General features: G+C 42.4%; 22 protein-coding genes and 1 pseudogene. 10 read left to right on the top strand and 13 right to left on the bottom strand.

What is annotated here, in order from left to right:
• Positions 1–22: 22 nt before the first annotated feature.
• From HWQ23_RS04485 to HWQ23_RS04475, 3 genes and pseudogenes are all read right to left on the bottom strand, one after another.
• Positions 23–397 (bottom strand): strawberry notch C-terminal domain-containing protein, encoded by a 375-nt coding sequence (locus HWQ23_RS04485; RefSeq protein ID WP_292824145.1) that lies wholly within the window; start codon positions 395–397, stop codon positions 23–25.
• 357 nt (positions 398–754) lie between these two features.
• Positions 755–2299 (bottom strand): annotated as a pseudogene (locus HWQ23_RS04480) (strawberry notch family protein); the annotation flags it as partial.
• A gap of 753 nt (positions 2300–3052) precedes the next feature.
• Positions 3053–3499 (bottom strand): hypothetical protein, encoded by a 447-nt coding sequence (locus HWQ23_RS04475; RefSeq protein WP_292824143.1) that lies wholly within the window; start codon positions 3497–3499, stop codon positions 3053–3055.
• A 369-nt stretch (positions 3500–3868) separates the two neighbouring features.
• Between HWQ23_RS04475 and HWQ23_RS04470 the strand changes: the two genes are divergently transcribed.
• Entirely contained in the window at positions 3869–4816 is a 948-nt protein-coding gene (locus HWQ23_RS04470) for an RNA polymerase sigma factor, RpoD/SigA family (RefSeq protein ID WP_292824140.1), read from the top strand.
• On the opposite strand, the gene HWQ23_RS04465 is transcribed toward HWQ23_RS04470, so the two are convergent.
• Complete coding sequence (locus HWQ23_RS04465) at positions 4813–4971, bottom strand: hypothetical protein (RefSeq protein WP_292824137.1); 159 nt, start codon at positions 4969–4971, stop codon at positions 4813–4815. The genes HWQ23_RS04470 and HWQ23_RS04465 overlap by 4 nt on opposite strands.
• A 120-nt stretch (positions 4972–5091) precedes the next feature.
• Between HWQ23_RS04465 and HWQ23_RS04460 the strand changes: the two genes are divergently transcribed.
• Positions 5092–5340 (top strand): hypothetical protein, encoded by a 249-nt coding sequence (locus HWQ23_RS04460; protein ID WP_292824134.1) that lies wholly within the window; start codon positions 5092–5094, stop codon positions 5338–5340.
• Positions 5341–5438: 98 nt separating this feature from the next.
• Here HWQ23_RS04460 and HWQ23_RS04455 read toward each other — a convergent pair whose 3' ends face one another.
• From HWQ23_RS04455 to HWQ23_RS04435, 5 genes are all read right to left on the bottom strand, one after another.
• Positions 5439–5714, bottom strand: a complete 276-nt coding sequence (locus HWQ23_RS04455) for a hypothetical protein (RefSeq protein WP_292824131.1) — start codon at positions 5712–5714, stop codon at positions 5439–5441.
• A gap of 215 nt (positions 5715–5929) precedes the next feature.
• Positions 5930–7258 carry a guanitoxin biosynthesis MATE family efflux transporter GntT gene (gntT, locus tag HWQ23_RS04450; RefSeq protein WP_292824127.1) on the bottom strand — a complete coding sequence of 443 codons (1329 nt, stop codon included), beginning with the start codon at positions 7256–7258 and terminating at the stop codon, positions 5930–5932.
• 254 nt (positions 7259–7512) lie between these two features.
• On the bottom strand, positions 7513–7986 hold the full coding sequence (locus tag HWQ23_RS04445; RefSeq protein WP_292824124.1) for a hypothetical protein: 474 nt from the start codon (positions 7984–7986) through the stop codon (positions 7513–7515).
• 176 nt (positions 7987–8162) lie between these two features.
• On the bottom strand, positions 8163–10379 hold the full coding sequence (locus tag HWQ23_RS04440) for an AAA family ATPase (protein WP_292824121.1): 2217 nt from the start codon (positions 10377–10379) through the stop codon (positions 8163–8165).
• Between the two features lie 90 nt (positions 10380–10469).
• Positions 10470–11171, bottom strand: coding sequence for an SDR family NAD(P)-dependent oxidoreductase (locus HWQ23_RS04435; protein ID WP_292824118.1), 702 nt, complete (start codon positions 11169–11171; stop codon positions 10470–10472).
• A gap of 93 nt (positions 11172–11264) precedes the next feature.
• Between HWQ23_RS04435 and HWQ23_RS33375 the strand changes: the two genes are divergently transcribed.
• The 6 genes from HWQ23_RS33375 (at position 11265) to HWQ23_RS04415 (ending at position 17798) form a co-directional block, all read left to right on the top strand.
• Positions 11265–11435, top strand: coding sequence for a hypothetical protein (locus HWQ23_RS33375; protein WP_365740548.1), 171 nt, complete (start codon positions 11265–11267; stop codon positions 11433–11435).
• The gene (locus tag HWQ23_RS33575; protein ID WP_472850383.1) at positions 11422–11562 is read left to right on the top strand and encodes a WG repeat-containing protein; all 141 of its coding nucleotides are present in this window, start codon (positions 11422–11424) and stop codon (positions 11560–11562) included. The genes HWQ23_RS33375 and HWQ23_RS33575 overlap by 14 nt, the downstream gene beginning before the upstream one ends.
• A gap of 519 nt (positions 11563–12081) precedes the next feature.
• Positions 12082–12699 (top strand): hypothetical protein, encoded by a 618-nt coding sequence (locus HWQ23_RS04430; protein ID WP_292824115.1) that lies wholly within the window; start codon positions 12082–12084, stop codon positions 12697–12699.
• A 488-nt stretch (positions 12700–13187) separates the two neighbouring features.
• The gene (locus tag HWQ23_RS04425) at positions 13188–13433 is read left to right on the top strand and encodes a hypothetical protein (protein WP_292824112.1); all 246 of its coding nucleotides are present in this window, start codon (positions 13188–13190) and stop codon (positions 13431–13433) included.
• A gap of 1 nt (position 13434) precedes the next feature.
• Positions 13435–17649, top strand: coding sequence for a DEAD/DEAH box helicase (locus HWQ23_RS04420; RefSeq protein ID WP_292824109.1), 4215 nt, complete (start codon positions 13435–13437; stop codon positions 17647–17649).
• A gap of 26 nt (positions 17650–17675) precedes the next feature.
• Complete coding sequence (locus HWQ23_RS04415; protein ID WP_292824106.1) at positions 17676–17798, top strand: hypothetical protein; 123 nt, start codon at positions 17676–17678, stop codon at positions 17796–17798.
• A gap of 81 nt (positions 17799–17879) precedes the next feature.
• On the opposite strand, the gene HWQ23_RS04410 is transcribed toward HWQ23_RS04415, so the two are convergent.
• Positions 17880–18014 carry a hypothetical protein gene (locus HWQ23_RS04410; protein WP_292824103.1) on the bottom strand — a complete coding sequence of 45 codons (135 nt, stop codon included), beginning with the start codon at positions 18012–18014 and terminating at the stop codon, positions 17880–17882.
• A 348-nt stretch (positions 18015–18362) separates the two neighbouring features.
• On the opposite strand from HWQ23_RS04410, the gene HWQ23_RS04405 reads away from it, so the two are divergent.
• The gene (locus HWQ23_RS04405; RefSeq protein ID WP_292824100.1) at positions 18363–19568 is read left to right on the top strand and encodes a glutathione S-transferase family protein; all 1206 of its coding nucleotides are present in this window, start codon (positions 18363–18365) and stop codon (positions 19566–19568) included.
• A gap of 68 nt (positions 19569–19636) precedes the next feature.
• On the opposite strand, the gene HWQ23_RS04400 is transcribed toward HWQ23_RS04405, so the two are convergent.
• The gene (locus HWQ23_RS04400; RefSeq protein WP_292824097.1) at positions 19637–20338 is read right to left on the bottom strand and encodes an SDR family NAD(P)-dependent oxidoreductase; all 702 of its coding nucleotides are present in this window, start codon (positions 20336–20338) and stop codon (positions 19637–19639) included.
• Between the two features lie 371 nt (positions 20339–20709).
• Positions 20710–20964 (bottom strand): hypothetical protein, encoded by a 255-nt coding sequence (locus HWQ23_RS04395; protein ID WP_292824095.1) that lies wholly within the window; start codon positions 20962–20964, stop codon positions 20710–20712.
• Positions 20965–21111: 147 nt separating this feature from the next.
• Between HWQ23_RS04395 and HWQ23_RS04390 the strand changes: the two genes are divergently transcribed.
• Positions 21112–21258, top strand: coding sequence for a VOC family protein (locus HWQ23_RS04390; RefSeq protein WP_292824091.1), 147 nt, complete (start codon positions 21112–21114; stop codon positions 21256–21258).
• Positions 21259–21638: 380 nt separating this feature from the next.
• Here HWQ23_RS04390 and HWQ23_RS04385 read toward each other — a convergent pair.
• Positions 21639–22162 (bottom strand): thiamine pyrophosphate-dependent enzyme (locus HWQ23_RS04385; RefSeq protein WP_292824088.1); only part of this gene is annotated, 524 nt, incomplete at its 5' end.

The raw sequence follows: 22162 nt of genomic DNA, 5'->3' as shown, positions 1-22162 counted from the left end.
GTTTTTCAGTACAAGACTCAATTTACCTGTTTTTGTCCTTAACCGAAAAGTATTGGATGAGGATTTGTTTGTCACCCTGCATAAACGCAGCAGTCTCAGCAATATTCGCCCCACTACCACGCGAATCCACAAACAAACGCCCTGAATCATCTTTCAAAACTCGCTTGCTGCGACCAGTTACTTCAGCAATTTGTTTGTTACCAAAGTGCCACAGCAGTTGCTCTAGTGCGCCAGGAATTGGAGCAAGGCTGGCGAGTTTGTCTACTAAGGCATCTCTTAAGGCTACAGCTTCTTGGGAGATAACCGGAGAGCCATCAGCGTCAAAGACTGGCTCGGATCTTTCTTCTCCATCAACGCCTGAATGGATGGAATGAAGATGAACAGGGAAAGCACTCATCAAGTAGTCCATCACATATTCTCGTGGGGTCAAGTCAAGATTGAGATCCTTCCATTCCGAAGCAGGAACTTCATCAAGTCGTCGTTTCAAAAGTTCTTCATTAGTCGAAACTATTTGAATGACAACTGCAAGACCTTGGGCTAGATTCTGCTCAATTGCTTTAATTAACTGTGGACACTTCATGCCAGTCAACAGATGGTTGAAGAATCTTTGCTTATGCGACTCAAACTGCGATACAGCCGACATCTTAGCAGCGCGATTGTAAGTCTTGTCACCAGAGATATTACAAGCTTCCAGGGCTTTATCTAAATTATGGTGAATAACCCCAAAAGCATCAGAATAGCTGTTATAACTCCGTTCCTGCGTGGACGTTAACTCAATGTAGAGAGTTTGATACTCTACCCCCTCGAATGAAAGGCTCCGCGCCAGATACAGCCCCAAAGCCTTGAGATCCCTGGCTACCACTTCCATCGCTGCAATACCACTGCCCTCAATGGATTCTACAAAATCCTCACGGGAGGTAAACGGGAAATCTCCAGTCTGCCAAAGCCCCAGACGATTTGCATAAGATAGGTTAGAAACCTTCGTCGCTCCAGTCGCAGAGACATAGACAACCCGTGAAGAGGGTAAGGCATTTTGCAATCGCAGCCCAACAATGCCTTGCTGGGATGCTGCAACCATGCCCAGTTTACCCTCTTGCGCCATTGCGTTACCCATCGCGTGACACTCATCAAATGCGATCGCTCCCTCAAAGTCCTTGCCTGCCCACTCAACGATTTGCTTAAGCCGACTTTTGCCGTTCTTTTGAGAGCGCAGAGTTGAGTAGGTGCAGAACAGAATACCTTGGGTGAAAGGGATGGGGTCGCCAAGTTTGATGTTGCCCAGGTCGATAATATCTTTCTCACTACCTCCGAGCGCACACCAATCTCTACGTGCATCCTCAATAAGAGCAGCACTTTTTGATACCCAGATTGCTTTTCTTCATTCCTGACACCAGTTATCGAGGATGATTCCTGCACATTGTCTTCCTTTCCCCGCACCTGTCCCATCGCCCAAGAACCAGCCACGACGAAATTTTACAGCATTTTCTTCGCCTTGAGCCGCTACAGTCACATTATCCCAAGAATCATCCACAATATAAGACCCAGACAAAAATTCACAGTGCGCCTGACCTGCGTAAATAACGCTTTCAAGCTGTGCCTCTGACAACAAGCCTTGTGTGATAATGTTGCCAGGAAGATGCGGTTTATAAGTTGGTGCTGGTGGCGAAACAAGTGCTAGGGCTGCACTTTCGCAAAGTAGGGAAGGATGAGGTAAAGCGTCCTTGATTCGGATTCGTTGTGGGCGATAGGTTTCATATAAAGTATCTTTAAGTCCTTCTGTAGCAGACCATTCAACAACCTCATATTCCAGCACTACTACATCGTCTGGAAGAGAGGAAACTGTTTCTGGTTGTGCAATTGTAGTACGTTTTGGCAATTGAACAACAATTGCCTTCGCAGCATGTTTGACTTCTTCTGAGCGCTCCCACGAAGATCGCAGTGGCAAATGCTCAATCAACGCTAGCAGTTCGGGCAAGTCCAAAGTTTCGGAAATACAGGGGATGTCGCCAGGATTATCAGCCGGAACCTTGTCGATCACTGTAATCCGAGTGTCGATCTGTGTACCATGTTTTGAGTAAACCTTGCCGTTAACCCCGACTGACATTAAAACTCGTGCTTTCTCTTGCCACCTAACAAAAGTCTCTCGCCAGCTTGGGTTAGCCGGAGAGAACCAGTTGGCTGTGATTGTTACCAGGCGCCCACCGTCAGCCAGTCTTTGCAATGCTGAGTTGATGTGGCTCTTTGTTGCATCAGGGTTGCGACTGCTGATTTTGGGAGATGCGGAAAAAGGTGGATTCATCAGCATAACAGAGGGCTGAGTTTTACCAGCTAGGTAATCGTTAATCTGTTCCGCGTTTACTGAGAATAATGGTGTACCAGGGAATAATCGCCGCAGAATCTTAGTTCTGCCCTCTGCCAATTCGTTGAGCATGAGACTCGCGCCTTGAAGTTTAGCGAACTGAGCCAGTATTCCAGTACCAGCACTGGGTTCAAGCACTAAATCATCAGAAGTGACTTGTCCAGCCATTGCCACCAAGTATGCTAATGGTAGTGGAGTTGAAAACTGCTGAAGCTGAATTTGCTCCTGGGTACGGCGGCTGTGTGTGGGGCAAAGGGATTTGAGCAGTTGCAATTGCTCTAAGGGATTTTCTGAGAGTCCCTTTTGTCGCAGGTACAAAATTGCCGCCACTTCCACAGCTTCGTAAGCATCTTTCCACTGCCATGTGCCCTCTGCCGCAGTACCGTGGAAGTGGCGATTCATTTGGGCTTGAACAGTTTTCGTGTTCAGGGGGCGATTCTCAAGTAGTGTTTTCAAAAGCTCTTGACCAACACTTAATATTGATTGCCCATAATCTAATACTGTTTGAAAGTCGAACAGAAAACCTTGGGTGAAAAGTTGCTGTACCATTGCATTACTCACAACATTATTTTTTCACTATTGCTATGGCGAAGCCTTTCTCTTATTAATAAATGAGGCAATAATTGCCTCATTTAAACTTTTTAACCTTCAGATATTTATTCTTCGGTGATCGAACGAGAATTAAAAAGCGAATTAAGCAGTTTTACGCGGTCTACCTGGCTTGCGCTTGCCTGAAGACTTTACATCAGCCTTTTTAGTTTTCGGTGACTTGTTGGCAGCATTGTTAGCTTTGCTTGAACGAGTAGTACGTTTTGGTTGTGGTGAAATTTCTTTAACTGGAGGCAGTAATCTCAATGTAGGGAATGAGAGAATAACTGCTTCGTTACTGGTATGATGAACAGCTTCATCCTCTAGTGTCCAAGGATCTGGCAACTTTTCAAAAGTCCGAGCTTGTGGTGTGATTACTTCTGATACTGATGGGATTGTAGAAGCGGCTATATTTCCATTGCTAACTGAAACCACATTACTAGTGTAAGCAGCCGATACAAATAGTCCGTTAATGAACTGGAACATAACGAGACTAACAAATGCCCAAAAGATAGCTACGATTGTCAAAGTGAGTAGAGATTGTATATCCATGATTATTTCTTAACTAAGTATTTGTAATTTTCATCTAATCTACGCAAAGCGTTCTTAAGCCTTGTTCAAATGTGAAGCGAGTTTGAACATATCCTCTCTTCAAGAGAGGACTTCACTCTAAAATTAGCGTAGCGTCTCTCTAATTTAATTTAGCCAAATTTCTTTGTTGTTTTAAAGCTTAATATCAAATAAAACAGCTTTTAGTATTTACCTATTTTTAGATTTCAAGTATTATATTTATAAACTTGTTTTCCAAAGATAAATATTGGGTTAAATCTATGGTTAAGATTTGATTTGCTAGTTAATTTTTGAGATAAAACATTCTATTCAAACGAAAAATAAAAGTAGTCGTCACAATTAATTGAAAGTATGCCCAGTCCAACTACCGACTTAGTTCGTTCCTACTTAAAAGAAATCGGACGCTACCCTCTGCTAACTCCTGAGCAAGAAATTACAAATGCTAGGCTTGTACAGCAGATGATGGCGATTGAAGAACAGCGCTCAAGCCTCGCACTTCAACTAAATCGACAACCAACGGCAAGAGAATTAGCCACCTCGCTTGGGCAAAGCGAAGCTGAGGTAGAGTCAATCGTTCAACAAGGCCAAAAGGCTAAACAGAAAATGGTGACAGCTAACCTACGGTTGGTGGTAGCGATCGCTAAAAAGTACCAGAATCACAATTTAGATTTTCTCGATTTGCTCCAAGAAGGGGCATTAGGTTTACAAAAGGGAATCGAAAGGTTTGATCCCAACCGAGGCTATAAACTATCGACCTACGTTTATTGGTGGATTAAGCAGTCAATAACACGGGCGATTGGAGAAAAATCTCGCACTATCCGTCTGCCAATCCATATCAACGAGAAATTAAATAAAATCAGGAGAGTACAGCAGCAACTGTCTCAATCTTTGGGTCGTCCTCCAGTTGTAGCAGAAATTGCCGAATCCTTAAATGTATTGCCCAATCAAATACGGGAATATCTTCAGGTTTCCCGCGCTCCAGTCTCGCTAGAAATGCGAGTCGGGGATGAGCGTGAAACTGAACTAGCTGATATTTTACCGATGGATGGTATTTCCCTGGATGAGCAAATAGCTCAAGAGTTTTTACACCAAGACTTGAGCAAGTTGCTGATGTTGCTCAATCCAAGGCAACGAGAAGTATTGACTCTACGTTTTGGATTGGAAGATAATCAAGAATTAACTTTGAGTCAAGTTGCAAAACGCCTAAATCTTAGTCGAGAAACAATTCGTAAGACTGAACATCTTGCTTTAAAAATTCTTCGTCGTAAGCAAAATGATATTAGAGAGTATCTTAATTAATCCTGATTAATTAAGGGTTGTTGCATTCTAGTTTCATTTATATAAGTCGAACTCGCTACTCCAAAGGCTGAGAGCAAACTGCGACTGCTGTTAAAGATGCCTTCAATTGTTGCTCTCAGGAGTGCGATCGCGTATCCGTCATGAGTCGGTGGCAATCGCCTCTGCTTAATCCCTGGCGAAAAACCATCAGATCATCACTGTTTCAATCAAATGGTGCATGAATATATTGATGCCCAGAAACTATCCTTATAAATAGAACACCGAAGAAAGAACCGATGCCCAGCAAAACAATTGATGTCCGAGAGTATACCGTTAGAGCGCATAAGCGGGAAATTCACACCCGCGTTTTCAACTTCGTATGTAAGCAGTGTGAGCAACCCACACAACGAGAAACCTTTGGTGTGCGACCGCTTTACTGTGAAATATGTCGTCCGCCACAAGCACCTAAGAAATCAGTAGTCCCTCTCAGAAAACGGAAGCCCAGAGCTATGAATTATAGGAGTGATGAGGGTAAACTAGGATAATTTTTTGCCAAAGATTGGTAGTCAGTGGTGGTGACTCAAAATCAAGCAAGAAAGTTGATTTCAGTCCCCACCTTTAACTTCGTAATGAACTCAAAAGCTTACTTTTCCACCCCAGCATCAATCATTTTGGCTAAAGACTCAGCATTAAATCTCGTCAGCGATTCTGCTAACTGCTGAAAATATCGGTATTGCTCATCTGCATACTCCCCTGGTTCTAATTCTAAAAGCTCACAAAATTTGAAGTAATCAACTTTCCAATTAAATTCAGCAATGCCATTGGCGAACTTTTCGGCCATTTGACGTGATTGAATGCTACCTGTTGATGGTTGACCATTATGGTTGTAAATGCTGCCTTGTTCTGTCATCTTATTCATTTGATAGTATATTTATACTAATAAGTATTTTAGTTCTCTCCGACGCTTAATGAAAGTAAGGCTCCCGGAAGCGTTTGGCAACATTTAAAACATAGTCGGTCTTTCTTTAGTCTTGCAGTAAAGGTACGTAGCCTTCTCAAACCGTAAGCATCACTCAAGGGCAAAATAGATAATTGAAAATATACATTTCCCGTGAAGATAGATATATTCTGTATTCATCCCTGTCTTTTAGAAAATGATTTTGGTACACACAATGCCAAAGTTATTGTTCTTGCTGCCATAAATAAAGACATTGATAGCCATAGTAAATGACTATTATGGAAATACATTGCTGTAATTGCTGATGGAATAAAACCGATTACAGTGGCTTTCAGCATAGCTTGGCGAAGTGTATGACCTTGAGTCAACCCTAGAAAATAACCGTCTAGCGCATAAGCGACTGAGCCAAAACCCAAAACTGGTAACAACCAAGGAATATAAGAACGTAAATTATTGATAATTTCAGTATGATTGGTCAGCAATCTTAACAGTGATTCTGGGGCAAAAATAAATGCAGTAGCAAACATTAATCCTATAACTAAGCTACTGACTACAGAAGTTTGCAACAGTTGTTTTAAAGAAGTAATATTTCCACTACCTTGAAAAATTCCAGCCAAGCTCTCAGTAGCGAATGCCAAGCCATCAATGAAATATGCTGCCAAGCTCACCAATTGCATAAGCAGGGTATTTGTCGCCAGAATTTCAGTTCCTAACATAGAACTGAGATTGCTAAACATCGCCATTGTCGAAATTAAAGCGAAAGTCCGAATAATAATTTCTCCATTCAGCATGAAAACTGATTTTAAAGCAGATAGGTTAAATACTTCCCCAATTGAAGCTTGTATTTGTTTAAATGAAATTGTTTGACAATATAACAAAGTACCTACTATTAGCATGAGATACTGACTAGTGGCTGTCGCTAACCCAGCTCCTCTACTTGACCATCCCCACTGAACAATAAATAGATAATCTAGTAGTACATTTGCACAATTACTAATAGCTGAAAGCAACAAAACTTTACTACTTTGTGCTTGTCCAAGAAACCAACCAATCAAGACAAAGTTAATCAATGTTGCTGGGGCACCCCATATTAAAGCATTATAGAAATCAACACCAGAAGTTTTAACTTCTGGTGTAGCACTTAGAATTGCAAACCCTAATACTTGTAAAGGTTTTTGAAATATCAGAATGGCAAGTCCTAATATTAGCGCTAATATTCCATGCTGTAAACCAATCAGTACTGCCGATTGGTTATCTTTACGCCCTATAGCCTGTGCAACCATTCCAGTTGTACCCATACGTAAGAAACCGAATGTCCAATAAATATAATTGAATAAAATTGTTGCTATTGCCACACCTGCTAAATGACGAATCTCCGTTAAATGCCCTAAAAACATTACATCTATTAGTCCTGCCAACGGAACCATTAGATTTGAAAGAACATTTACAGATGCCAGTTTTAGAAAACTGCGGATGAATACTGAACGTTGAGCAAAGATAGACAAAATTAGTAAATCCCTTGACCACAACAATGACCTACATTGGAGTTATTTTTTCGGCTTATCGGTCAGAATACCTTTCCTGTATTCTGACGACTGACGCATGTATTCTGATTGAGAATTTTTAAAAATCATTATCCGTAAAGGGAACTATAGATATAGATGGTGAAAACCTTTTCAGCGATGGGTAAAATTCTAACCTCGCGGCATAATCATCTGTTTGTGACACTGACAGTTCAATTGTTTGCTGCTCTTTTTCATCAAAAAGCAATTGGAGCAAGATAATTTGTCCAGAATTGCTCACCTAGTTCATCTTCTAAATCAAAAAGCCGTTGTTCATCACCCCATATATTCGACCAAAGGACTATCTTATTAGCCCGAAAATGGTTTTGACCTGTTGTATCTGCAATGACAAAATATGCTTCGATATTTAAATCAAATCCCAAATCATGGGCTTCTGTCTCTGCTATTTGACAGTTAACCACTATTAAGGTATCGGGGTTAACGTTTACTACCTGCTCTTGGCGCTTTAATAATTCTTGTAGCACGAAATTAGGTAATAACTGGGAACTTTCCTCAAGTAAGAGTTTTTGAGTTTCTGGGGAGTAACGAGTTTTTAATTCTTGCGTGATTAAAGTTAAAATGTCTTCAGTAGCTAAATTGACAAGTATCTTTTTATCTGCGGAATTAAGAAAAGATCCTGGACTAAGCTCAATGCGTTTTTTAATTGGCATAGTTATCTAAAATTATTTTAATTTGAGCAAAGCATTCACAAATAAAGCTCAAAGTCAGTCAATCAAGAAACATGATCTCGGTTTCAGTTATCTGTTTTTAACAGGACGTGTCTAATAGCAATTGCACCATTTCAATCATAACTATAAATGACTGTGATTTGTGAGTCAAAAAAGATTCATGTGCTAATATTTAAAAAAGCCACAGTGCTTGACCAATTAACGGATTGGTTGAGTAAGTAACGAGTAAATAAACTTTTAATAATGCCTATTTCCTCACTGGTCAAATTTGCAGCCAGACGTTCGGCATAACTTGGTCGATTGGGATTAGCAGCAAATAAACGCTTGATAAAATGCTCAGAGATGTGCATTGGTGTCAAATACTGTTCGATAATCACTTGTACGTAGTGTCCATTTGAAGCAAAAGCGTGACGCAAATCATCAGCATCCCAGTTAAGCATGGGGTCAGAGGCATCTGTATAAATAGCTTCTTCCGCTAAAACTAATCGCTCATACAATTGGGCATCGAGATTTTGGCTGGGCAGTAAGCGGTAAAACCTTTGGGTATGGCGAGGTACTGTCTCAGCTAAAATAAGCTTGACTGAGCGCGGGATCAATTGACCTAAAATTTGAGCAGCAAGTCCCTTATCTAATTCCGAGGCTAGTACATTGCGCCCAATAATAGAGTCAAACTGTACATTTGGTGCAAGAGATGTCAGCATAGCAGGTATCTGTGCAACAGATGCAGTAAAAACTATTGGTCGCATTGTTTCAGGAAGTGCCGCAGCAAGTTCATTTAAAGCATTGGCATCAGAACTATTGCGGACACAGGCATAAACCCCGCCTTCAGGAACTTGCCGGATTGCTTCCCAAGTAAGTAAACCAGTGGCAGCATTTAAATCTAATACTAAGTGATGGCGTTGTAATTGAGCGAAAGTGAAAATGCGCTCGCGCACAGATGCTAATTGTGTACTTACCTGAGAAAGTGTGCGTTGCAACCAACGCTCATCTGCTCGGTCAACAGTTCCATAAGTCATGACTTCCACTGGTGCAACACCAATCCCCTCTACTATTGCAGCAAGTTGAGCTTCCCGACGCCGTGCTACTTGTGTTGCGATTTGGTATTCATAACCTTGGGTTGATGGTTGGTAAAATAATTGACCTTGCAAGCTCTTGGGTAAATATTGCTGTTCTACCCAATGATCTCGGTAAGCGTGAGGATAGAGATAACTCGCCCCATGCCCAAAACCTTTTTTATCCCGATTGGCATCTTTAAGATGAGTGGGAATGGAAGCAACATTTTCATTTTCTACTGCGGCTAAAGCATCAAAAAAGCCCATAATGCTGTTGGACTTTGGTGCAGTCGCTAAATAAAGTACTGCCTGCGCCAAATGATAACGTCCTTCCGGCATTCCCACGCGGTCAAAAGCTTCAGCACAAGCATTTGTAACGACAACTGCTTGTGGGTCAGCTAATCCCACATCTTCGCTTGCAAGAATTAACATCCGACGGAAAATGAAACGTGGGTCTTCACCTGCATAAACCATTTTGGCTAGCCAGTACAGTGCTGCATCTGGGTCAGAACCTCGTAAGCTCTTGATAAAAGCACTGATGGTATCAAAATGGGCATCCCCTTCTTTATCGTATAAAACAGCACGCTGCTGAATTGATTCTTCTGCCACTGCTAGAGGAATATGAATAACACCTGTAGCATCGGGAGATGTAGTCTCTACAGCTAGTTGCAAAGCATTCAATAATGAACGAGCATCACCATTGGCAACATTAACTAGATGAGCTAAAGCATCTGTGTCAATTTGTACTGTTAACTTGCCATAACCGCGTTCCGAATCAGCTAGTGTTTGCTCAACAATATTGTATAAATCTTTATCAGTTAATTGCTGAAGTTGAAAAATCCGCGAACGGCTGACAAGTGCCTTATTGACCTCAAAAAAAGGATTTTCGGTGGTAGCACCAATGAGAATGATTGTACCATTCTCTACCCAAGGCAATAGAGCATCCTGCTGAGACTTATTAAAACGATGGACTTCATCGACAAAAAGAATAGTTCGTTGATTATGGAACTTGCGCTGTTGTTGAGCTATTTCAATTGCGGCTCGAATTTCTTTGACTCCTGAGAGTACAGCATTGATAGCGATGAAGTGAGCGCGGGTGCTGTTGGCAATAACACGGGCTAGAGTAGTCTTGCCGGTTCCTGGTGGCCCAGAAAAGATTAAGGAAGACAGTTGATCCAAACTAATAGCACGCCGCAATAGCCTTCCTTGCCCGATAATATACTCTTGACCAATAAATTCATCAAGTGTCCGTGGACGCATCCGAGCCGCTAGGGGTGCTTCTTTTTCAGTTATTTTTGCAAGATGCTGGTCAAATAAATCCATTATTTAATACGTCGAGAGGAGGTGGGGTTTTTCAAGGCATAGAAGATATATGCTTTTTTCAAGGTAAAAAACTATAACGACAATTAACATCTAAAAAGAAATTACTTTACGATCTCGCAAAAACTTACCGTTTATATTGCGTGGAGCATCAGTAGCCAACCAAATTGCAGTGTCGGCTCCTTCTTCTGGGGTGCGCGGTGCTGATGACCCACCCATATCTGTCTTAACCCACCCCGGACAAATGGAATTGACAACAATCCCTTTAAAGTGTAAAGCTTGTGCCAGCATAATTGTTGCACCATTTAATGCCAGCTTTGATAGGCAGTAACTAGGGACATCGTAAGACAGACCTTCTAATGCTCCATACCCACTTGAAACATTAATAACTCTGGCATCGGGAGATTTTTCCAACAGGGGTAAGAATGCCTGTACCATCCGAATTGCGCCAAAAGTGTTGGCATTCATTGTGGAATCAAGTAACTCACGAGAAATGGTAAGAATATTTAGATCCTTGTCTGGATACACGCCAGCATTATTGATCAAAACATCTAACCGAGCAATTTTCTGGTGCAGAGTTTTTACTGCTTCATCGATAGAGCGATCATCAGTGACATCCAATTCCAGAGGAATTACCTTTGGATGAAGTTTCTGGGCCGCAAGTTTTGCGTTATCAAGGGAGCGGGAAGTGATAATTATCGAGTAACCTTTTGCCAGTAGACCTTGAGCGATGGCAAACCCAATTCCTCGGTTCCCACCTGTGACTAATGCCCATTTATCTTGTGTGGATTCCATGTTATGTTCTACCTTGTGTTAAGAATGCTTGTAGAAATGTTGAATCAGGGAATAGTAAGTCGTTGATTTGTGTAGCGTGATTAATGGGGTTATATCGATAAAGTCGGTAATTTTATTATTCCACCACAGTTTGGTTATTCTGCTTATTTTTCCGAAGTTCTAGCATTAATCAGCATTGGGATGAAGCTGCTTATATTGATTCAAAAAGTAAGCGTGTTCGTAAGGCAAAGTTATAAGTTTTCTCTTATGACTGACTGCGGCTGAAGCTAACAGTAAGCTAGGCTACATCGACAAAATAGGAAAGTTTGTAATTAGACCACAATTAGATTATGACTTTAAATTTGCCGAAGGAATGGCATGGATCGGCATTGGTCAATTACAGCAATCGTGACTATTGCTTTCAAGTTGGGGGGTAACAGGATCAGTAAGGCTGCTTTCGGATGCCATTGAGTGGTGTGTAAATCTTTTTGCAGGGGAAGTCAAGAGAAAATTTTATGAAAAAAGCTTTATGTTTAAAACCGTACTGCGTCCCGCTACGCGCTTTCGCCCGCAAGTGGCGCGTACTCCTACGGAGAAGCAAGCTACGCGCTAGCGTCTCGTCAGAGAACAGTCCTTGTATCCCAAGGTAGGTAAAAACCCTCTCTCTGCCTGTTGTATCGGGCTTGATTCAATTGCGTTAGCAAAGCGGGGCGTTAGCCCATTGCGTTAACAAGGAACGAGCGTCATTGCGAATTGGTATCATGTCTTATGTTTGCTCAGTTCGTCAAATAATTACTTTAATTTATGGTTTTGACAATTAAGAGTATTTGATTTTATTAGTCAGTCGCAATATGTTGAAGATGTATCTACGGTTTTCGCATTCAAAGCAAATTTTCACTAAAAAATGATGCTTTCACAAAAGAAGAAACTTATGAAACCTGGGAAAATTATTTTAATCGTCTTGCTGTTTGTGATCACTATAGGACTAGCTCAACCTTCATGGGCAGATAGAATTTCTGAAGATAGCCCTGACTACCCAAAAGTTGTTCAAACACTTAATAGTCTAATGCAAGTTAGGAAAAACCCAGAACAAATGGGATATACCACAGAAGAGCTACAGCAGAAAATCGCTGCTTTAGAATTGCAAAAACAGACTATGGAGACTTCAGAAGATTGGGCTAGATGTCGCAATGAAACGGGGAAACCATTAGCTATCTATGCTCGGAAACCTGAAAACTCAACTCCAAACGCTCTTTACTATCTCGGTCATGGCGAAACTACAGATGAAGACTGGGATTGTGACGCTATTTACTTGCCAAATGATGCGAAAGTTGCTGGGCTAAAACTGCCAATGGGAGAGCCAGCAATTCTAAAAATTATAGATGGGACTCAATTAGTTGCTAAAACTAATCCTAACACCCAAGAACTTGAGTTCATTGCTCCAACTGCACTGATTGAAGTACTCAAAGCCGAGCAACTCAACTGGCAAATTCCTAATTTAGCTTCATCTGATATTGATGTACAAAGTCCTAATGCTCCAAGCGATTGAGAGCCAAAAATCTGAATTGATAACCAGACAAAACAGTAGCAATTAAAACATTGAAAACTTCGGCGACAAGACTATTAGTCCGCCGATTTTTTTTGGTTAAAGAAGAATGCTACATCTTTATCTTGCCATCAGCGACTTACTGAAGCGATCGCATGGCATTTTCATGAAGGCAAGTATTCCCGAACGCCTCACTTAAGGCGTGGACATCTCCAATTTGCACGGAGCAACAAAAAGTGTCGCTTCTGGGCTTGAGCGATTTTTCGAGAACACCGCAGGTATTAGAGAACTTTTTGGTGTACTGAGTGTGTCTTAAGTTCCCAAGGATGTGATAGCATACCTTCAACAATTTTAGATAGCATAGCGATTAGCCAGATTGGGGGATACGAGAAGCTCAAGTCGATATTTTCCTCCATGAAGGATTAATTGATGATGCAATAAAAACAGTAGAGAGAGATACTTACTATGATTCCAAACTGGTTCATTGAGTCATGAATGTAGCAGTTTCCCATCGTGCAGATTGGGTAATTGATAACGCTCGCAAACGGGCAGAAGCAATTATGGAACAAGGGAAAGCTGACCGTTATGACGCTGCGGTTAATTGGCTAAAAAAAGTCAAAGCTGCTTATATTCAACTAGGGCAAAAAGCTGAATGGTCTGCTTATCGCTCAAAATTGGAAGCGGCTTATGGACGTAAACGTAAATTAATGGAATTATTTAAAGATCTGAATAAATAGGATGATTAATTTGGCTAATGATACCACAAAACTGCAAACACAACTCGCCTATATATACTTCGAGTTACATCCTTCTTTACAAAAAATTATTCAGTTATTTTCGGTAATTTATGCACCAATAGACAAAAATTCCTTCGTAATTTGTATTAGTAAGACTGCCGCTTTAGATGAAAAGAATAAACCTTGGGGTACTAAAACCCTTAGTCCCCAGATTGATAAATTGTTAAAAATAGGTTTGTTAGTACAGTCAAGTAGATCGAGTCCTGAATGTCATCCGTTACTAACAGAAATTGCTACTCGTCATGCTGTACAAACAGGACAGTTTGAAATCCTGGTAACAGCAGTAGAGGAGAAGCTACCAATACGTACTCACTGGAACAGAGATTCTCGGATATTCTACAGCTTACGCCAGTGCATCAGAGAAATCCGCATTGGTATTTATCGCCAAGAGCTTAGTTTTATTAATCAGCAAATCGAAGATTACCAGAAGTACAGTGATAGCGAAGAAAAAATAGTAATAGAAAATATCTTTGAGCAGATATACAATAATCCATTTGATGCAGATTGGTTTAAGACCCTTCCACTTGGATTATATGAAAGTGGCATATCAAGTATCCTCTTCAATTCAGCCTTAAAATTATCTGCTTGTGAGGATGCGTTGACGCTGCTAGAAGAAAAATGCTCTAACAGTGGAAAAAATTGCTCAGATTATCTACATCTGATTTTGACAGAACAACTGTTGTTACAAGGTTGTACCCAAGAAGCACAAGAAAGCCTGGAGCGCGTATCAAATGAATATCAAAATAATGCTGCTATCTTTTGGGGTTGGTTAAGTTTTCTGCAAGGTGAAAATGAACAAGCCATAAAATATTATACAGATGCCCTGAAAGCGATCAAAAAGGCTACAGGCAAACGGCAAATATATTTCAATACAATGGGGGGCTTATTTTTTATCCTCGCACTGTTAAAAGATGGTTCAGTGCAACGCCTCAAAGAAGCAGAGGAGTATAGCAGTTTGATGTCCCGTCAAGGGGATCATTGGCTCAGGTTCACTTATGGCAGACTGAACATGGTACTGCAAGTTCACCTTGGTGATATTACTCAAAAAGAATTTGTAGTCAGGGGTCATATTTCTTCCGTAGAAGAAGAAAATAGCTTACAAACATTGTTTTGTTCACTATGCCTTTACTGGATGGATGCAGAAAGTGCTAAAAAACGCTTACCTAATTTACTAGAACCACTATATCGGCGCTCGCTTGCCTCTGGTTATCACTGGTTGGCAATGGAAAGTGCAGAACTCCTATCCCGGCTAAAACCTAGCAGTAACTATAATCAACTTGCTCCCGCACTGCGAGAAGATAGCAATATTCAAACCATCGTAGACTTAATTCGACCTCAAGAAGCCTGGGAAATGTGCCTCAATGCCTTGGCAAATCTCCAATCAAGACCACAAACATCCTTAAAACCAGAATCGGAACTACGTTTAGCATGGTTCATAACCTTCTATCCCAGCAGATGTGTCTTGCAACCACGAGAACAAAAAGTGAATGGCAAAGGGGAGTGGAGTAAAGGTCGCCCCATAGCCCTCAAACGTCTCAACAGTGCATTATCTGAGTTTGATTACATCACACCCCAAGATATGCGAGTATGTAGTTGTATAGAAACATACAATGATGGCTCTTATTACGGGAAAGTTGATTATACCTTCGGTGAAAAAGCCATCTCTGCTTTAATTGGACATCCGTTAGTTTTTTGGGAAGATACACCCACTATTCATGTAGAAATTGTCAAAGGAGAACCGGAACTGCTGGTTAAAAAAGGGAAACAAGATCGTCTCACCTTGGAATTTTCTCCTAAGTTACCAGAATCACAAAATATTCTGCATATTAAAGAAACTCCAACTCGGATCAAAGTCATTGAAATTACTGCCGAACACCGCCGCATCGCCGAGATTCTTGGTAAAGATAATAAATTAAACGTGCCCGCGATCGCCGAAAAGCAAGTTTTGGCAGCGATTAATGCCATCTCTGGCATCGTTACCGTACATTCTGACATTGGTGGCGGACTCGAAGGTGCAGAAGAAGCACCCGCCCAGACTCTACCCCATATTCACCTTTTACCTGCCAATGCCGGCTTGAAAGTCGCGCTTTTGTCACGCCCCTTTGCCCAAGGTGGTCCCTACTACCGTCCTGGTACAGGTGGTGAAACTGTAATTGCCGAGATTGACGGGAAACGTCTGCAAACCAGACGAAATCTACCCCAAGAGAAACAGCTTGCTAAAGCTGCCATCAAAGCCTGCCCCACCTTGACGCGAACTGAAGAACAAGATGGTGAATGGGTTATAGCTGACCCAGAGGACTGTTTAGAATTGCTGTTAGAACTGCAAGCACTGGAAAGTAGCGTAGTCATAGAATGGCCACAAGGAGAAAAACTGCGTGTTAGCTACAATGCCGATTTGAAAGACTTTAATTTATCAATTCAACGTCAGCAAGACTGGTTTGCAGCAACTGGGGAGTTGAAATTGAATAACGACCTAGTGCTGGATATGCAGCAACTACTAGAACTATTAGATAAAACGCCCAGCCGTTTTATCCCTCTTGGTGATGGTCAATTTTTGGCTTTAACTCAAGCTTTTCGGAAACGCCTCGACGAATTACGGATGTTTTCGGAAAAGCATAGTTCATGTATTCGTTTTCATCCCTTGGCGACGTTAGGATTAGAAGATTTTGTCGATGAGGTAGGTAAGGTAAAAGCAGATAAACATTGGAAGGCACATAGAGAGCGACTCCATGAGGTGCAGAACCTCCAGCCAGAATTGCCATCTACGCTGCAAGCAGAACTACGCGACTACCAGATGGAGGGTTTTTGTTGGCTAGCGCGGCTGGCACATTGGGGTGTAGGAGCTTGTTTAGCAGATCAAATGGGACTCGGTAAGACCGTGCAGGCATTGGCGGTCATTCTCAGAAATGCCCATGAAGGGCCAACCCTAATAATTGCCCCCACCTCTGTGTGTATGAATTGGGTGAGTGAAGCGCAGAAGTTTTCCCCAACTTTGAATATTATTCAATTTTCTGGTGCTAACCGCCAAAAATTATTAGATGGTTTACAACCATTGGATATGTTGGTATGCAGCTATGGTTTATTACAGCAGGAAGAAGTAGCGCAAATGCTTTCTGGTGTACAGTGGCAAACGATTGTCTTGGATGAAGCCCAGGCGATTAAAAATATGACCACTAAACGTTCTCAGGCAGCCATGAACCTAAAATCTAATTTTAAGTTGCTGACTACTGGGACTCCGATTGAGAATCACTTAGGTGAGTTGTGGAATTTATTCCGTTTTATTAATCCTGGGTTATTGGGTTCTTTTGAAAGCTTCAATCAACGCTTTGCTACCCCCATTGAAAAATACCAGGATAAACTTGCACGTAATAAACTCAAAAAACTGATTCAACCATTTCTGTTGCGGCGGACAAAAAATCAAGTATTAGAAGAGTTGCCATCTCGTACCGAAATTCTGTTGCATGTAGAGTTAAGTCGAGAGGAAAAGGCATTCTATGAAGCGTTGCGCCGTCAAGCAATATCTAAACTTACCGAAACTGATGCAGATGCTGGAAAGAAACATTTGCAGGTTTTGGCTGAGATTATGAAACTGCGTCGCGCCTGCTGTAATCCCAGCCTTGTTATGCCTGATACTGAATTACCCAGTTCTAAGTTGCAACTTTTTGGTGAGGTGCTGGGTGAACTGCTGGAAAATCGTCATAAAGCGTTGGTGTTTAGTCAGTTTGTTGACCATTTGCACATTATTAGAGATTATCTCGAACACCAAGGTATTAATTATCAATATCTAGATGGCAGTACTTCAGTGTCAGAGCGCAAAAAACGGGTGGATGCTTTCCAAGCTGGTTCAGGAGATGTATTTCTGATTAGTCTCAAGGCAGGCGGTACAGGACTGAACCTGACTGCGGCTGATTATGTGATTCATACAGACCCCTGGTGGAATCCCGCAGTGGAAGACCAAGCCTCAGACCGCGCCCATCGCATTGGGCAACAACGCCCAGTTACTATTTATCGTCTAGTAGCAAAAGATACTATAGAAGAAAAGATTGTGCAATTGCATCAGCACAAGCGAGACTTAGCAGACAGCCTATTGGAAGGTGCTGATATTAGTAGTAAAATCTCAACGGAAGTCTTGTTACAGTTGATTAGCGAAAGTTAAGCTGCCAGACACAGGAGTTATTGAGGATGCTCGATGAAAGATTTTATAGGAACAATTACTTTTGTTTCTTAGTTGTGAGCGATCGCTTAGTGACTGGACAAAATCCTGCATCCGCCACGCACGGCAAGGACGAAGAGTTTGACTTGTAATGAGAGTGGAGCTATATCCTGAAGGGGCAGACACACCTGGCAAGCAATAGTTTATTGGTTTACCACCTGAATGAACGTAAATCACACCATCCATTCAGTCCACTGTGGCGCATCTGTCACTAATTGAGCAAATTTGTCAGGGCAAGCATCCTCAAACTCCAGGATCACGCCTCGACACTCACCACTCTTGCCCAAAGGAATAATTGTATTGCCCATCTTCTCCAACAGCGATCGCCAACCGCAAGCAGAAGCGAAAAATGCTTTTAAAAACCTCTTAGCAAGAAACTTTAGAACTTAGGTTTTTACTTGGGTTGCCACAATGGAGTGATATGAGAGTTTTCAGCAGCAGATACGGCATTTCTAACCTACGCCGGTATTGCGTGCATCCGTAGTTTGAAAGCGCCAATTTACAAATATTGGCTCCAGCGCTGAGGGCAGATCGCTTTTAGCGTCTCCCCTTGGGAGAAGGCAGCTATGTAAGAAGTATTAAATTAAGCCTTGGTGTAATTGAAAATATTGTAAAGTATAGAATTGTCCTCAGTATTGCCCGACGCAACTCACCCTATGACTACCGCACCCTTAAGCTGGGAAGAACTAGAAACCCTCACGGACTATCAAATAGATACCGTTAATGGTCTTACCAACGCGAAAGCCAGGTTGCGCTTGTTTGGTCAGCGAGAATCTGATGTGCGGGTAACGCTGTACCGCGATAACCATGCCTGGTGTCCTTACTGTCAAAAAGTTTGGTTATGGCTAGAGGAAAAACAGATCCCCTACCGCATCGAAAAAGTGACAATGTTCTGCTATGGAGAGAAAGAAAGTTGGTATAAACGTAAGGTACCGTCAGGAATGCTTCCTGCAATCGAGCTAGATGGACGGATTATTACCGAAAGCGATGACATTTTGATCGCTTTGTCAAAAGTTTTTGCTCCATTAAGCCAAGGGATGGAAGATCCCACGGTGCTGACACTACGTCAATTAGAACGACTTTTATTTAGAGCCTGGTGCGTTTGGCTGTGTTCTAAAGCCGGTTCCTCTCAACAAGAACAACGCAACCGAGAACAATTTATTGGAGTGGTGGCTAGGGTCGAGTCGGCTCTGGGTGATACCCCAAGCCCTTACTTTCTATCGGGGTTTGGCATCGTCGATGTCATTTTTACGCCATATCTCGAACGGATGAATGCGAGCCTTTACTACTACAAGGGCTACTCCCTACGAGAAGAAAACCCTCGCTTGAGCGCATGGTTTGCGGCAATGGAAAGCCGACCTACCTACTGCGGAACCCAGAGTGACTTTCATACTCATGCACATGATTTGCCGCCCCAGATGGGGGGCTGTTGGGAAAATGGCGAAACCCAGATGCTTCTCAATAAAGCGCGGGTGGATAAGGGCCCCTGGTTTGGGCTACCAGACGTTACTTATCCAGAACCGGAAAACTCCCGCATGGAAGCTCTTCAACGAACTATCGAACACCGCATCAATATTATCCGAGTCAACCCTAAAGATGATAAATTGTTTGATCAAGCGCTACGTTGTGCTTTAACACACATGATGCTCGGTGAAGACTGTGTACCTCCATTCGGGTCTGATGTCGCTCTCCGATATTTGCGCGATCGCATTAATGTACCGCGAGATATGTCCATGTACGCAGCCAAGCGATTGAGGGAATCCCTGGAGAAAACCGCAGCCCTTGCGGGTGATGGACAGCCAGCCCCCATTCCCACTAAGCATCGACGAGATCAAGACCCGTCTAACTTTGTCATCAAGTAGAACCAAATCGTCTGGAGCAAGAGTATTCTAAGCTGATGCAGGTAAAAAACTATAACGACAATTAACATCTAAAAAGAAATTACTTTACGATCTCGGAAAAACTTCCCGCTTATATTGCGTGGAGCATCAGTAGCCAGCCAAATTACAGTGTCGGCACCTTGTTCTGGCGTGCGCGGTGCTGATGACCCACCCATATCTGTTTTGACCCACCCCGGACAAATGGAATTGACAACAATCCCAAAAGATTGTAAAGCTTGTGCCAGCATAATTGTTGTACCATTTAATGCCAGCTTTGATAGGCAGTAACTTGGGACATCGTAAGACAAGGCTTCTAATGCTCCATATCCGCTTGAAACGTTAACAACTCTGGCATCAGGGGATTTTTCCAACAGGGGTAAAAATGCCTGCACCATCCGAATTGCGCCAAAGGCGTTGGCATTCATTGTGGAATCAAGTAACTCACGGTCAATGGTAAGAATATTTACATCCTTGTCTGGATACACGCCAGCATTATTGATCAAAACGTCTAAGCGATCAATCTTTTGGTGCAGGGTTTTTACTGCTTGGTTGATAGAGCGATCGTTAGTGACATCCAATTCGACAGGAATTACCTTTGGTTGAAGTTTCAGGGCCGCAAGTTTTGCGTTATCAAGTGAGCGTGAAGTGATAATTATCGAGTAACCTTTTGCCAGTAGACCTTGAGCGATGGCAAACCCAATCTCTCGGTTCCCACCTGTGACTAATGCCCATTTGTCTTGTGTGGATTTCATCTGATGTTCTACCTTGTGTTAAGAATGCTTGCTTTTGTTGAATTAGGGAATAGCAATTCGTTGGTTTGTGTGCCGTGATTAATTGAAATTTCTATACAGTACCTGCTTAATGCCTTCAAAAATCTACAACAAATGTAATGATGCATTTATAGCGTTTACGCTCTGTTGAGTTCAATATCCTCAAACTTGAAGTCACGCCCCACGATGCTGGAGGTTAGGGTTGAACTGAGCGCAGCCGACGCTCCAGAAAGCGGCGTTCGCTGTCATTAGTGACTAGCACGAGCGCAAGCGCGTAGCTATGTGCGGCTGACGCTGAGGCTCCCATACGGCGCAGCAAATCGGCACGGGTGGCGTGAAATAGATGGTAGCCATTAAGTTGAGGGGTAAGCCCATCGATGAGTTCGAGCGCGGTCTGAGGACTCTTGATCATTGAGATCGCCACTGCCCGGTTCAGCGACACAATGGGCGAGGGTTGCAAGCTCTCGAGCAAATCGTAGAGGCGGACAATTTGTAACCAGCCCGTTTCTTGTGCTTGTGCCGCCTGACAATGTAGTGCCGCGATCGCTGCAAGACTCCAAACGGGCCAGTTCCGCCTCGGGAATACCCGTGGACTGCCACTGATTCACGGCAGCGATAAAGGCTTCCTGTGCCGCCTATAAAGCCACATCGAAATCCCCAACCAGCCGGATGAGCGTGGCAAGAATCCGACCCCACTCGGCGCGATAAATGGAGGCGATCGCTTGGATTACATCTGATTGTGCGTTTGAGATGAAATGGTTCGCCTTGCTGTCGCCGCCGGTGGAACAACCTACAATGAACCGCAAGATCATGGTTTTATGTATGGACATGGATTTGCTGACTTAGACGGTCATATTTGGGAAATTATCTACATGGAGCCAAGCGCAATAAAGCGAGGTTGAAAATGTTATGTTTGAGGAATTAACACAGTCAACTATTCTATAACTTGAGTAAATCAAGCCATGCATTCAGTCTAATGCGGGGTATCTGTCACCAATTGAGGAAACCTTTCAGAGTCAACATCCACAAACTCCAGCATCACAGGGAGCAACGCGAAAAAGTGAGATCGGGGTTTAATTCTCACAAATGCATAGTTTGATTCTCAATAAAAACAGGTATTTCACTGCGATGCCTACGGCGGGCGTAGATGCAGCACTATTAAACAGGTGATTTATACCCCTAATTTTTAGCACCTCACTGTTAGAGCGTTGCTCCCAGCATCACACCGCAACGCTCATCACTCGGGGAGGGTACTGAGTAATTGATCAGGCAGTATGTTGCTTTATTGCTGCAACATCTTCAACAGAACCTCTGGGCTATCCATTTTATCCATTACAACCTCAATAAAAGCAAGTTGGTCACGGTTTTGTTGAGCTGTTTGTAATGCTTTGTCTAACTGGGATTCGGTACTAACTTTAATTGCCCAGGCATTGCCAGCGAAAACCTTAGGGAGCTGATGATAATTCCAAGGTTGAATGTCGTTATATGGCATACGTTCACCGTGAATATCACGCTCTATAGTATATCCATCATTGTTGAGCAAAAAAATAATCGGTTTTAAATTATAGCGTAGGATGGTTGAAAGTTCTTGTGCAGTCATTTGGAAAGACCCGTCACCAACCAGTAGGATAGAGCGACGTTGTGATGCGGCAATAGCACAACCAAGTAATGAACCAACAGAGTAACCAATCGATCCCCAAAGTACTTGCCCAACAAAAGTAGCTCCTTTTGGTAAAGGAACGATAGAAGCGCCAAACAAACAAGTTCCAGTCTCAGCAACGATAATGTCATCTTCTTGGAGAAAAT

The sequence above is a fragment of the Nostoc sp. JL33 genome (genome assembly GCF_017114985.1).
Taxonomy (GTDB): Bacteria; Cyanobacteriota; Cyanobacteriia; order Cyanobacteriales; family Nostocaceae; genus Nostoc.
This window is presented reverse-complemented; position numbering and strand designations above follow the sequence as displayed.